The following is a 13,229-nucleotide window of genomic DNA, read 5'->3' as shown; positions in this document are numbered from 1 at the left end:
GGTTCCAAGATCGGTTGAACGTGTTGGCCAACAACTTGTAAGCTAGCTGGCTTGGATGTACGCACGTTTGTGGCTACGGTCAAGCTAGGAGTGACCGTAGCCAATTCTTCTCTGTAACGGCTGTGGGACGTTCAAATCAGCAGCTCGATCAGGAACGGCCCGGACCGCTTCAGGGAATGGGTAAGAAGATCGGCGAAGCCTTCCGCAGTGTCCGTGCGGGCGGCCTCCACCCCCAACGAACCGGCCAGATTCGGCCAGTTGATGTCGGGATTGCCAATGTCCATCATGTCGAGTGCGGTACGACCTGGGTTCGCGCCCACGTTCGCGAGTTCTCCGAGGAGGATTTGATATTTCCGGTTCGAGAGAAGAACGGTGGTGATGTCGAGTTTCTCCCGCGCCTGGGTCCACAGCGCCTGCACGGTGTACATCGCTGACCCGTCGGCTTGCAGGTTGATAACCCGCCGGCCGGGCGCGCCGATCGCTGCTCCGGTAGCCATCGGCATGCCACCGCCGATCGCCCCGCCGGTCACGTTCAGCCAGTCATGCGGCGGGGCGGCCTTGGTGTTGGCGAAGAAACCACGGCCGAAACTAACCGACTCGTCGGCGATGACCGCATGCTCCGGCATCAGCGCGCCGACGGTGGCCGCGACGGCTTCCGGCGTCAGCGCGCCGCGGCCGGTTTCAGGGCGGCTGCCGTTGTCCGGTGGTGCCACCTTCTTGCATCCCAGTGCATCGGCCAGACGTGCCAGCGATTCGACCACATCTTGTTCCGGACGCGACAGGATATGGATGCCCGCGTCCTGCGGGATCGAGGTCTGTGGCTTGTTCGGATAGGCGAAGAACGTGACCGGCTTGCGGGACCCGGCGAGGATCAGGTGCTGCGTTCCCGCCATCGCCTTGACGGCGGCGTCGACCACATAGGGAACGCGCTCCACCGACAAGCGGCCTTGGCCGCGCGCCATGCGGGCGTTGGAGCCTTGCGCGACGACGCGGCAACCGGTGGCGGCCTGGATACGGTGAGCCAGCGCCAGCCCTTCCTCGTGCAGCGCGACGCCGCCCAGCAGCAGGACCACGCCGGCGCCGCCGCGGTGCAGAATGGTCGCCGCTTCCTCGATCTGATTGGGAGAAGCCGGCGACGTGGGCAGCACCGGCAAGGCCTCGGCGACGATGCCGCCGTCGTTCCAGGACGTGTCCGATGGCAGGATCAGCGTGGCGATCTGGCCGGGCGCCATCATCGACGCCTGCACGGCGGCGGCGGCATCGGCCCCGACCGTGCGAACGTCCATCGAGGTGCGCACCCAGCCGGACACACCGCGTGCCCAGCCTTCGGTATCCGCGGTCAGCGGTGAATCCAACGGCCGGTGATATGTCGCCTGGTCGCCGACGATATTAACGATCGGGGTGGCGGCGCGCCGTGCGTTGTGCAGATTGGCCAGACCGTTGGCGAGGCCTGGACCGCAGTGCAGCAGTGTCGCGGCCGGCTTGCCGGCCATACGTGCGTAACCATCGGCGGCGCCGGTCACCACACCCTCGAACAGCCCGAGCACACAATGCATGCCGGGAACGCGGTCGAGTGCCGCGACGAAATGCATTTCCGACGTCCCGGGGTTGGAGAAGCAGGTCGTCACACCGCTTTTCAACAGCGAATGCACAAGGCTTTCGGCGCCGTTCATCCGGATGGTGTCTCCTCGTCACGATTTTCGGCCATAACGAACAAGCCTGGGCGGGAATGATTCTGTACCCGGTTTGTCATATCTTGACCAGAGTGGTCACGGCGACGATTTGTCGATACAGTTCGTAACAAATAAGTCGATTTCCCCTCAACAAATCCGGCGCTACCTGGAACGAAGGCCATGCCGCTCCATTTCCCGTGAACGGACAATGAAGGGAACCCCCGTGAAGACATTTGCCATGCTTGTTGTCGCGCTGTTGGTGGCTGGGCCGGTGCTCGCGCAACCGGCTGGGGCGGTTACGCCCCCGGCGCCGAAAGCCGCCGGTACCGCGACGGTTGAAGCGCGGGTGGATCAGCGGATCACACGAATGCATCAACAGTTGAAGATCACCTCGGAACAGGAAACGGCGTGGAATGCGTTCGCACAGGTGATGCGGACCAACGTGACGTCGACCGATGAAGCCTACAAAAAGCGGTCTGAGTCGCTCGCGACCATGACGGCGCCCGACAACATGACGAACTTCGCACAGATCGAGCAGGCCCGGGCGCAGGGCGTCGAGAACCTGGCGACCTCATTCCAGGCTTTGTACAACACGATGTCGGACGATCAGAAGAAAGCCGCCGATGCGATGTTCCGCCACTATGGCAATCACGGCGCGGCCCATAAGCAGACATCGAAGTAGGACGTGCTGGATACCAATCGCGATTGAGGACGACTCTATGGAGTCGTCGTGGCTCTCGCGCCACTCTGGTCACCCGAAACGGTAAGATGCTGGATCAGACGGCCGCACTCGCCGGTCCATGACGAGGCTGATACGTCAACCCTACCGCTTGGTGATCGGCCGAACTTATCCCGGCGATCACCAGCGACCAGGATCAAATTCGGCCATGGCGACGCCGGAACGGGCGGCATAGAGGGTTGCACGAATGCGTGATTTCGGCAACGGTACACCAGTAATTCCGACTGCTTATGCGACAATACCCAGTGCGACCGCCGGCGGTGCCTCCGCCGGGACAGCATGCGCCCCGGTGCTGAGTCTCACCACGATCGGCCGATGGTCCGACGCCTCCCGCAACAAAGTACCGGCTTCCAGGCACCCGATGCCTCGTATCAGGCACCGGTCGATCCGCAACGGGATCACATTGCCCGCGACATGCGTTGGTTCGCGGGGCCCGACATCGCGGAAGCCGGGCAGAAATGTAGGGCCGATCAGATTGTAGTCGCCCACCACGGCCGCACGATACGGCAGGCAAGCGGCGATCCGGCGAAGTTGCCGGCGGTTCAGGATTTGCCCATGCGAGAGATGGACGTTGGCGATCGTGACCGGGCCGACTTCGACGATTTGGCAAATGCGATTGAACATCGCCCCAGCCTGAAGCGGCAGCACAACCGGCAGGCTCTGCAGCGGGATTGGACTCCACACCGCCAGGCCATGGACGCGGCCCGGCAGAAGATTCCGCTGGTACTGACCGCCGACCTGCATGGTCAGCCCGTCCATTTCCCGCGTCGCCTCCTGCATCAGGAGCAGATCGGGCTGCTCCCGCCGGATCAGCCGCACGATGTCGTCAAGCGAGGCCCCGGTCAGACGGAGCAGGTTCCAACTGATGAGTTTGATCATTGCGTTCGATAAATGGGCGTGGCGTAGGGCTTAGCACAACCACGAGGTTCGCATGGCTGTCCTTTTGCCGACAGGGATGTTCGGAGCGACCATCGCCAAATGGCGATCTGGAACGCACGTATAGGGGCCTCCTGGCCGGATTGCGAGGCTTGAATAGCCGTGGGCGGAGATTTTAGGGATCGGGGTGCGGTCACAGATAGGGCAGCATCAGACGTGCGCCGGCGTCGCGGATGCGAATGGGCAGCGGGCGGGCATCCAGAGCTGCCTGCGTCAGTGCGGGACCGCGGGCGCGCCGCATGATGGCCGTCAGCGTCGTCGCCAGGTTGTGGTCGTAAACCTCCATGCAAAGCTCGAAATTCAGCCTGAAAGAACGGATATCCCAATTGCTGCTGCCGATCAGACACCATTCCCTGTCCACGACCATGATCTTGCCGTGATGGAACGGTGCCGGGCTCAGCCAGATGCGGACGCCGGCGTCCAACAAGGGCCCGATATTCGCCCGAGCCGCCCAATCCACCAGCCGGTGGTTGCTCTCCGCCGGTATGACAAGGTCGACGGCCACGCCGCGCATCGCGGCCAGTGCCAGCGCGGTGACCAGGCGCTCATCGGGCAGGAAATACGGCGTCATCACCTCGATGTCGCCGCGCGCGCAGGCCAACGCCTGAAGCACCGCGAATTCGACCTTCTCCAGGTCCTCGTCGGGGCCGGAATCGATGACGCGCGCCAACGCGCCATCGTTCGGAACAATTTCCGGCGACCAGGCATTGCCCGTCAGGTCCTCATCGGCGGCGAAGGCCCAGTCTTCCGCGAACGCCTCGGCAAGTTGGGAGACAACCGGCCCTTCGATCCGGAAATGCAGGTCCTGCACCGGCATCTTCGGCTGGGTGGCCATGACGTTGTCGTCGGCGATGTTCATGCCGCCGGTGAAGCCGATGGTTCCATCCACCAGCAGGATCTTCTTGTGGGTACGCAGGTTGACGAACGGCATCCGCCAGGGCAGCGATGAGTGCATGAAGCGCGCGGCGGTCACGCCGTGCCGGCACAATTGATGATAGGCCGGCGACCGCAGCCAGCCGCCGCCGATCCCGTCGATCAGCACGCGCACCTGGACGCCGCGGGCTTTGGCCTCGGTCAGGGCCTCGATAAAGCGGCCGCCCCAGCGGTCGTCCTGGAATATGTACGATGACAGACCGACGCTGGACTTCGCCGCGGCGATGGCCGCCAGCATGGGGGGATAGGCGTTGTCGCCATTCTCGTAAGCCTGCACGACGGTTCCCGCCAACAGGGGACGACCGGTGATATGGCCGATCCCACGTCCCAGCGCATTAAGGCCGCCGTCGCCCGCCGACGGCAGCGGCCCCGGCTGATCGTCGGAATCGCTGTCCCGCGGGCGGAGGCGGCGGGCGCGGCGGCGCACCCGATTGACGCCGAACATCGAATACGCGATCGCCCCGAGGTTCGGCGCGAACCAGACAAGCCCGATCCAGCCGACCGCCGAGGCCACCTCCCGTTTGCGCAGCAGGATGTGGATGGTGACGCCAATGGCAAGTACCAGGCCAATCGCCAACATTACCCCGGACCGGCCGCGTGTCAGGCTGTCCCAGATGTCAATCACGACGGCAGGACGCTGTTGGCGACAGGGCAGTGGGTGTCAAAGGGGGCGATTTGTCGCTGGGTCATTGGCCCGGATTGTCGTTGCGAGGAAGAGGTAACGTGGCAATCCTCCCGTCCGGATGCCATCGATCAGCGACATTGCCGCGTCGCCGCGTTCCTCGCAACGACAGCTTGAGGTCGTCGTTCGCGGGTATCGGGCCGAGGGCCGCCCGATCATCTCAGGGTGGGGAGTACAGGTGCGTCCGCCACGGCGACCGATTAATTTTGTTCGTCGCTTAACGCCGTGCTTGATGGGATAATTCATTTCCATTGAACGTTCTCTCGCGTTCCGCCAGCTTGGCTGATGCCAATAAGCGGTCCAACGAAACGCTGACCGTTCAGCGCGATCAAGCTCCAGTAGGATACCGGTCATGTCAGACGATCTCGAAGTCCTCGCCGACCCGACCAAACCGCAAGACGCAGTTCGATTGGCGCGTGAGAAGCTGACGCAGCGCGACCTGGAAGGGGCGGAGCGCGTCGTCCGCTTCGCGCTCGACTTCAATCCCACCGATGCTGGCCTGCTGAGTGTATGCGGCGATATCGCCGTGCGACGTGGCGATCATCAGGCGGCGGGTGAATGGATAGCGAAGGCAATCGAGGCTAAACCCGCCGAATCGTACTACAGAAACCAACTGATCAGCCTGCACGTGGACCGGCACGACCTGGCGGCGGCGGCGGAAGCGCTGCGCCAGGCGTTGGAGATCATGCCGGCGGACCGGATGCTGCTCCGCCGCATGAGCGACATCGCCGCCCGTCGCGGCGACCTGGCGGCGGCAGTCGAATGGGCCAATCGGGTCGTGGCGGTCGCACCGGACGATCCAATCAGCCACAGTCATTTGGCTCGGTTGCATCTTTCGCAGGCCAATGTCCCGGCGGCCGAGGCGGCGCAGCGCGTGGCGCTCGACCTCGCACCTAACGACCAAGGTATGCTCTACCTCATGAGCGAAATCGCTCTTCGGCGTAACGACATGCCGTCCGCCCTCGCGTGGGCCGATCAGGCGATCACGGCACGGCCTGACCATCCAGGTGGCCATATGCACCGCGCTCGGCTGCACCTCACCCAGTCCGACCTGCCGGCCAGTCTGGCCGCGCTAACCAAGGCACGGGAACTCGCCCCCGACGATATCGGCCTGCTGCGGCGGTTGAGCGACCTCGCGGCCCGGCTTGGCGACCCGGCCGGGGCCTTGGAGCACGCCCAGCGCGTGATCGCGATCCAGCCGTTCGATGCCGCCGGTTATGACCATCTCGCCTTGATCCACATCCAGCAGGATAATCTGCCGGCGGCCGAAGCGGCGTTGGCCCAGGCGATCGAACTGGCACCCACCGACGCGGGGTTGATGCGGCGCAAGAGTGATTTGGCGTCACGGCGCAAGGATTGGGCGGCGGCGTTGGATTGGGCCGAACGGGCCATCGCCGCCAAGCCGCTCGATCCGGCCGGCCACGGCCATTTAGCCTCGATCCATATACAACGCGGCGATCTGGCAGCGGCCGGTGCGGCCCTTGGCCAGGCGCTCGAACGCGCCCCGACCGACACCGACCTGATGCGGCGCATGAGCGATCTCGCGCTTCGCCGTGGCGATGTCGAAGCGACATTCGACTGGGCCGGACGGGCGGTGGTGGCCCGGCCGTTCGACGCGGGTGCCCACGCCCATTTATCCAATATGTATCTTCGTCACGATGACCTCCCGGCCGCCGAGGCCGCCCTGAAGCAAGCGTTGGATCTCGCGCCCGCCGATGCCGCCCTGATGCGGCGCATGAGCGAACTGACCGCTCGGCGTGGCAAAATGCCCGCAGCCTTCCGTTGGGCGAAAAAGGCGATGGCCGCCAGGCCGCTCGATGTGGCGGGGCACGGCCAGCAGGCCGCGCTGTGTCTGCACACCGGCGATCTGGCGGGCGCCGAGACAGCGCTGCGCCGAGCGAACGAACTCGCCCCGCACGATGCCGGAATCAAGGGCCGGCTGGCCTATATCGTTTTCCGCCGCGCGGTTCGTTGAGAGTGTCGATGCGGGTGCGGGTCGGTGTCAGAGAGGGCCCGTGCGATGAAAACAATGTTCTTCACACCGGAAACCGAAAATCCCGCACGCCGTCTCGGTTGGGGCATGAACGCCACATCCGCCTGGCACCGCCGATCGAACGGTTACAACTGCAATCACCCAGATCAACCCGCTACCGGAACGCATACGCATCCATCCGCAAACTCGAATACATCGCCGAACAATGCAGCCGCTCCGCCGCCACCGTCTCACCACCCGCCCCCAGCGCAACATACAGCGGCAGCAGATGCTCATCCGTCGGGTGCTGCCGCACCGCGTGTGGCGCCCGTTCCCGGTAATCCAGTAAATCCGCCGCGCGTCCATCACCGATCGCCGTATCGAACCAATCGGAAAATGCAACAACATCGTCCGGCTGAGCCCCGTCCACCACCCCGCGCCGCAACCGGGACAGATCGTGCGTGAACGACCCCGACCCCATCACCAGCACATTGTCCGCCCGTAACGGCGCCAGCGCCCGCCCAACCCGCCAGTGATGCGCCGGATCGAGTGCCGGTTGAATCCCCACCTGCAGCACCGGAATATCCGCGTCCGGATACATCAGCGACAGCGGCACCCAGGTCCCGTGATCCAACCCTCGTTCGGGATCGATCCCGGTCTCGAACCCCGCGGCCGCCAGCAGCCCCGCCGCCCGCCGAGCCAGTTCGGACGCCCCCGGCGGCTCATACCGCATCGCGAACAATGCCGGCGGGAACCCATAGAAATCGTGGATCGTCGCATTTCGCGCTACCGCATTCAGCGTCGGCACCCGGGTCTCCCAATGCGCCGACGCCACCAGAATTGCACTCGGCCGCCCGATCGCCCGCCCCAGCCCACGCAGAAAATCCCGAGCCGGGGACTCGGTCAGCACCAGCATCGGCGATCCATGACTGACGAACAGGGCAGGGATTATACGTATCATTCCACATTAATAACAAAAACCTACGCCAACCCCGGCAACGGCGGACAGGACGGCGAACACACCGCCATCACCTTGAACAAATGCCCCATCGCCGCCGGTTCCGCCAACCGGCGGGCCGCCTCCATCAGCGCCGCCGCCTCGGCCGCCGTCCGCCCTTGCGCCAGCCGCTCCGTCCGCTGGAACAATCCCAATGCGGCCAGGAACGGCCCCTGCGCCACCGGTCCCCGCACATCGGCGCCCGCACCCCGCGCCACCGCCGCTAGATCGGCGAAATCCACATGCGCCGTCAGATCGGCCGACCCCGCCTGCACCAGCGGATCGACCGGCCGCTTCCGCGCCAGCGCTTGCAAACTATCCCCAACCGCACTGCGCTCCGGCCCATAATCCAGGAACAGCGCCACGCCCGCATCCCGAACCACCCGCTCCGCCACCGCTCCGACAAACGCCCGAGCCGGCTCATTCACCTCCACCACGTCGCCTTCGCTGGCCGCGCGTCTCGGCGGCACTTCCGCCGCGTCCACCGCCAACTCCACCCATTCGCCGTCCACGACAAACCGTTCCGTCCACCCCGCCCCCCGGCGCACGAACTGACGGATCGGCAGCGCGTCCAGGAACTCATTGGCCAGCAGGATCATCGGCCCCGTCGGCACGCTCGCCAGGCTGTCGTGCCATGTCGCCTCCGGCACCCGAACCGCCTGCGCCGCTCGCAACCGAGGCGACGTCTCGACCAGATGCACTTGCAGCGCGGCGGAGAAATCCGACATCACCCGCCGCACTGCCCGCAGCGCGTCTGCCATCAGCGTGCCCCGGCCCGGCCCGGCCTCCACCAGAGACACCGGATCGGGCCGCCCCAGCACCTGCCAACTAACCGCCGCCCACAGCCCGATAATTTCCCCGAACACCTGGCTGATCTCGGGCGACGTGGTAAAATCCGCAAACGGATCATGCATCGAGTAATAGATCGCGTTCGCTCGGCCCATAAACCGGTCCAGCCGCTCCGGCTGCCCGTCTCCCACCGTCACGGCACCGCAACGCGCTCACGCGGGCGCGCCCGGATGATCAGCCAAAGCCCCGCCAACAGCATCGGCACCGACAGGATCTGCCCCATCGTCGTTCCGAACGACAGGAACCCCAGGAACGAATCCGGCTCCCGAAAACACTCGCCGATAATCCGCGCCACAGCATACCCAGCCAGGAAAATCCCCGTCAGCAACCCAAACCTCGCGCGCAGCCCCTCCCTCCGGGACAGCAAGAACACCACGACGAACAGAACGAGGCCCTCCAGCAGCGCCTCATACAATTCGCTCGGGAATCGAGGCACGCACTGCGCCGGCAACAGTCCGGAACACACCGTCGTTCGCAGCGCGTCATACGTCTCGATCGAGGGGTTCGCCGCCGGCGTCGCATAGGGAAACACCATCGCCCCAGGCCACCACAGCGGGGCAGGGCGCCCCCACAACTCGCCATTAATAAAGTTCGCGCAGCGCCCCAGCCCCAACCCGATCGGCGCCACGATCGCGATCCGGTCGGCAAAACCCAGCAGAGGAATCCCATTGCGCCAGCAGAATATGGCAATCGCCACGGCCACCCCCAACATGCCGCCATGGAAGCTCATGCCGCCCTCCCAGACCGCCAGGATCAACTGCGGATGCGAGAAATAAACCGTCGGCTGGTAAAACAGCACGTAGCCCAGCCGCCCGCCGAACACGACGCCCAGGGTCGCCCAGGTGAGAAAATCATCCACCTGCAGCGGCGTGGCCACAACCGGAGCCAGCCGCACGAACCGCCGCACCAGCTGCCAGCCCACAACCAGCGCGGTGATGTAGGCCAGCGCATACCATCGGATGCTCAACGGCCCCAGTTGCACCAGGACCGGGTCGAACTGGGGAAACAGCAGTACGTGGTTCATACGAACGGATCGGTCCCGGACAGGTGGTTCTGCACGTAGCGCCGGATACCTTCCTCCAGCGGCGTGAACTGCCCCGCGTACCCCGCCTTGCGCAACCGGTCCATCGGCGCCTGGGTGAACGACTGGTACTGCCCGCGCAGACTGGCCGGCATATCGATAAACTCCACCCGCCGAGGCTGCCCCGCCGCGTCCGACACCGCATGCGCCAGGTCCAAATACGTCCTGGCCCGCCCCGTCCCCAGGTTAAACAACCCGCTGACCGACGGAGTCTCCATCAGCCACAACATCACGTCCACGACGTCGCCCACCCAGATGAAGTCCCGCGCCTGCGCCCCATCAGGCAGCCCCGGCTGATCCGACTTGAACAACCGCGCCGGCCCACCGGCCGCGACCTCATCGTGCTTGACCTTCACGACGGAGATCATCTTGCCCTTGTGGTACTCGTTCGGCCCATAGACGTTGAAGAACTTCAGCCCGGCCCATTGCGGCGGCTGCTCCCGCCGGGTCAGCAGGGTCCGGGTCACCAGCAGGTCGAACGCGTGCTTCGTCCAGCCATACAAGTTCAGCGGCCGCAGCCCATCCAGCGCCGCCGGCGCGGTATCGTCATCGAACCCCCGAGCCCCATCCCCGTACGTCGCCGCCGAGGACGCATAGACAAAGCGCACCCCGCGATCCGCGCACCATTCCCACAACCGCCGGCTGAGTTCGACATTGGTCGCCCAGGTGTGATCGCCGTCCACCGCCGTCGTCTCGCTGACGGCCCCCAGATGGAACACCATCTCCACTGCCGGACGGCCGTCCAGGAACGATTCCAGGTCGTCCGGATGAACGATGCGCGTTGGCGGATGCTTCGCCAGGTTGCGCCACTTGCCGTCGCTGCCCAGCGTGTCGACGACCACGGTTTCCTGCCCGCGCCGCGCCAGCGTCGCTTGCAGGTTGGAGCCGATGAAGCCGGCGCCGCCAGTTATCAGGATCATGGGCGCGATATATACGTGCCGAACGCAGGGCGCGAAAGCCGCCTTCGAACCAGGAGTCACCAAGCCATGAGCGATCGGCCAAAATTTTTTGATGACATCGCCGGTGTCGCCGGCGGCGCCATCTCCGCCCTCGCCGGCCTGCGCGAGGAAGCCGAGGCGATGGTGCGTGCCCGCACCGACGACCTGATCCAGCGCCTCGACCTGGTGAAGCGAGAGGAACTGGAGGCGATCCAGGAACTCGCCGCCAACGCAAGGGCAGGGCAGGAAGCCGCCGAAGCCAAACTCGCCACCCTGGAAACCCGCCTGACCGCGATCGAGGTTCGCCTGGCCGCCCTGGAATCACCCGATCCCGACGCCATCCCCGCTACCGACGTGTAATCGCGGGCGGCCCCGTAACCCGAATGTAACCGGTTTGTGGAAAAAAAGACACGATTTGTTGCCCGAATCCCACTTGCGGCGGCTGCGAACACGTGAATAGGCTCGACCCGTGGCCAACTTCGGGCGACTCCGAATCACCGGGCAAGCGTTCCGGCTTCGACACTGTCCTGGGGGTGAAGGCCACGCTCGGCCTTCCCCTCTAACGGGAGACCCCGCATGTCAGCATCGCTGACCACGTCATTGGACAACGCCGCCAATCCCCTTGACATGATGGAGCAAATCGTCGCCGCGAATGAGTGGGAGTTCGACCGCCGCAGTGACTCCGAAATGGCCGCCCAGGCCCCGGGGCATTGGTGCGATTACGGCCTGTATTTCAACTGGTCGCACGAAATCAGCGTGATGCACTTCACCTGCGCCTTCGACCTGAAAGTGCCGGAAAAACAGCGAGGCATCCTGTACGAACTGCTCGCCCTGGCCAATGAGAAGCTGTGGCTGGGCCATTTCGGCCTGGAGGGCGACAACGGTAACCCTGTCTTCCGCCACGCCGTCCTGCTGCGCGGCGCCCAGGGCGCGTCAGCGGAAAGCCTGGAAGACCTGGTAGACATCGCCCTGACCGAGTGCGAGCGGTTCTTCCCTGCCTTCCAGTTCGTCCTCTGGGGCGGCAAAACCCCCACCGACGCTCTGGCCGCCGCCATGCTGGACTGCGTGGGGGAGGCATAGCCGCTTGCATCGTGGCCGACGGATGCATCCCGTATGTCGGGCATGGGTGTGTTCGTCATGTCGGAGAACAGGATTGCCCCTCGTGTCATGGCCGGGCTCGGTTCGGCCATTCACGACTTGCCGATGGTGACACACAGGCGTGGATGGCCAGCACAGGGCTGGCTATGGCACAAAAGGAAAAATTCGTGCCCTAACCGCCACTGAGAGGCAACACCATGACATCCACCTCAGGCGCCATCCCGCCCATCCTCCTCGTCGGATGCGGTCGTATGGGCAGCGCTATGCTGGCCGGCTGGCGCGAACAGGGGCTTGCTCCATCCGTTGTCATCGATCCGTCGCCTGCCGCGGCAGCGTTCGCTGGGCCTGACTTGACGGTGGTCGCCGATCCCGCCGCTATCCCCGAGGGCTTCGCCCCCGCCGCTATCGTGCTCGCGGTCAAACCGCAGAACGCCGCCGCCACGTTGCCGGCCTATGCCCGGTTCGTCCCCAACACCGTGTTCCTGTCGATCATGGCCGGCCGCACCATCGCCGGCATCGCCGCCCTGGTGGGTTCCGCCGCCGCGATCGTCAGAGCGATGCCCAACACGCCGGCGGCGGTCCGCCAGGGGGTGACGGTCGGCTGCCCCAGTGCCTCCGTCAGCACGCAGCAGCAGGCGTTGTGCGACCGTCTGCTGCAAGCCATCGGGAAGGTGGCATGGGTGCAGGATGAGGCACTGCTCGACCCCGTTACCGCCGTGTCCGGCAGCGGTCCGGCCTACGTCTTCCTGCTCGCCGAACTGATGGAGCAGGCCGCTATCGAACAGGGCATCCCGCCGGATCTCGCCCGCCTGTTGGCCCGGCAGACTGTCTCCGGTTCCGGCGCGCTGCTCGCCGCCAGCCAGGAAGATGCCGCCGCCCTGCGGGTCGCCGTCACCAGCCCTGGCGGCACCACGGCGGAAGCGCTGTCGGTCCTGATGAACCCGGATGCCTGGCCGACCGCGATGTCGCAGGCCATCGCCGCCGCGACCAGGCGATCCCGCGAACTGGCAGGTTGAGCCGGTGTTCGCGCATCCTATCTTTAGTCCATGAGCGACACCGAATTCGATACCGCCCTGGTCACCGCGGCCTTTCGCCTGGCAGGTGAGGACGGCTGGCCCAAGGTCAACGTTGCCGCCGCGGCCCGAGCCGCCGACCTTTCTTTGTCCGAGGCCCGTGCTCGTTTTCCATCTCGTGCCGCGATCCTGTTGCGCTTCGGCCGCCTTGCCGACCAGGCGGCACTGCAGGACGCACCGTCTGAGGGGTCGGTCCGCGACCGCCTTTTCGATTTGCTGATGCGCCGTTTCGACGTGTTGCAAGCCCATCGCGCCGGC

12 protein-coding genes and 1 pseudogene are annotated in these 13,229 nt (G+C 65.2%); 6 read left to right on the top strand and 7 right to left on the bottom strand.

Features of this window, described 5'->3' with window-relative positions; translation table 11 throughout:
• Positions 1-131: 131 nt before the first annotated feature.
• The gene (locus GSQ89_RS30470; RefSeq protein ID WP_158931864.1) at positions 132-1,673 is read right to left on the bottom strand and encodes an acetolactate synthase large subunit; all 1,542 of its coding nucleotides are present in this window, start codon (positions 1,671-1,673) and stop codon (positions 132-134) included.
• A 208-nt stretch (positions 1,674-1,881) separates the two neighbouring features.
• Between GSQ89_RS30470 and GSQ89_RS30465 the strand changes: the two genes are divergently transcribed.
• The gene (locus GSQ89_RS30465) at positions 1,882-2,355 is read left to right on the top strand and encodes a Spy/CpxP family protein refolding chaperone (RefSeq protein ID WP_158931863.1); all 474 of its coding nucleotides are present in this window, start codon (positions 1,882-1,884) and stop codon (positions 2,353-2,355) included.
• Between the two features lie 285 nt (positions 2,356-2,640).
• Here GSQ89_RS30465 and GSQ89_RS30460 read toward each other — a convergent pair whose 3' ends face one another.
• Together GSQ89_RS30460 and GSQ89_RS30455 are read right to left on the bottom strand one after the other, a co-directional pair.
• Complete coding sequence (locus GSQ89_RS30460) at positions 2,641-3,291, bottom strand: endonuclease/exonuclease/phosphatase family protein (protein WP_158931862.1); 651 nt, start codon at positions 3,289-3,291, stop codon at positions 2,641-2,643.
• A gap of 190 nt (positions 3,292-3,481) precedes the next feature.
• A complete protein-coding gene (locus GSQ89_RS30455; protein ID WP_158932026.1) occupies positions 3,482-4,861 on the bottom strand; it encodes a phospholipase D-like domain-containing protein in 1,380 nt (459 codons plus the stop codon).
• Positions 4,862-5,315: 454 nt separating this feature from the next.
• On the opposite strand from GSQ89_RS30455, the gene GSQ89_RS30450 reads away from it, so the two are divergent.
• Complete coding sequence (locus GSQ89_RS30450; protein ID WP_158931861.1) at positions 5,316-6,938, top strand: tetratricopeptide repeat protein; 1,623 nt, start codon at positions 5,316-5,318, stop codon at positions 6,936-6,938.
• Positions 6,939-7,110: 172 nt separating this feature from the next.
• Here GSQ89_RS30450 and GSQ89_RS30445 read toward each other — a convergent pair whose 3' ends face one another.
• The 4 genes from GSQ89_RS30445 to rfaD are packed head-to-tail and all read right to left on the bottom strand — an operon-like array spanning position 7,111 to position 10,782.
• A complete protein-coding gene (locus tag GSQ89_RS30445) occupies positions 7,111-7,896 on the bottom strand; it encodes a class III extradiol ring-cleavage dioxygenase (RefSeq protein WP_158931860.1) in 786 nt (261 codons plus the stop codon).
• Between the two features lie 20 nt (positions 7,897-7,916).
• Positions 7,917-8,876, bottom strand: coding sequence for a class I SAM-dependent methyltransferase (locus GSQ89_RS30440; protein WP_158932025.1), 960 nt, complete (start codon positions 8,874-8,876; stop codon positions 7,917-7,919).
• Positions 8,877-8,914: 38 nt separating this feature from the next.
• Entirely contained in the window at positions 8,915-9,805 is an 891-nt protein-coding gene (gene lgt / locus GSQ89_RS30435; RefSeq protein ID WP_158931859.1) for a prolipoprotein diacylglyceryl transferase, read from the bottom strand.
• Complete coding sequence (gene rfaD / locus GSQ89_RS30430) at positions 9,802-10,782, bottom strand: ADP-glyceromanno-heptose 6-epimerase (RefSeq protein ID WP_158931858.1); 981 nt, start codon at positions 10,780-10,782, stop codon at positions 9,802-9,804. The genes lgt and rfaD overlap by 4 nt, the downstream gene beginning before the upstream one ends.
• A gap of 66 nt (positions 10,783-10,848) precedes the next feature.
• On the opposite strand from rfaD, the gene GSQ89_RS30425 reads away from it, so the two are divergent.
• The 4 genes and pseudogenes from GSQ89_RS30425 to GSQ89_RS30410 all read left to right on the top strand — a co-directional run.
• The gene (locus GSQ89_RS30425; protein ID WP_158931857.1) at positions 10,849-11,160 is read left to right on the top strand and encodes an accessory factor UbiK family protein; all 312 of its coding nucleotides are present in this window, start codon (positions 10,849-10,851) and stop codon (positions 11,158-11,160) included.
• 216 nt (positions 11,161-11,376) lie between these two features.
• Positions 11,377-11,880: a YbjN domain-containing protein gene (locus GSQ89_RS30420; RefSeq protein ID WP_158931856.1), complete on the top strand. Its 504-nt coding sequence runs from the start codon at positions 11,377-11,379 to the stop codon at positions 11,878-11,880.
• 215 nt (positions 11,881-12,095) lie between these two features.
• A complete protein-coding gene (gene proC / locus GSQ89_RS30415; RefSeq protein ID WP_158931855.1) occupies positions 12,096-12,914 on the top strand; it encodes a pyrroline-5-carboxylate reductase in 819 nt (272 codons plus the stop codon).
• Between the two features lie 30 nt (positions 12,915-12,944).
• A pseudogene (locus tag GSQ89_RS30410) lies at positions 12,945-13,229 on the top strand (TetR family transcriptional regulator); the annotation flags it as partial.

It is taken from the genome of Acidisphaera sp. S103, assembly GCF_009765975.1.
Classification (GTDB): domain Bacteria; phylum Pseudomonadota; class Alphaproteobacteria; order Acetobacterales; family Acetobacteraceae; genus Rhodopila.
Note: the sequence above shows the minus strand (reverse complement) of the source record. Positions and strands in the feature narration are given on the sequence as shown.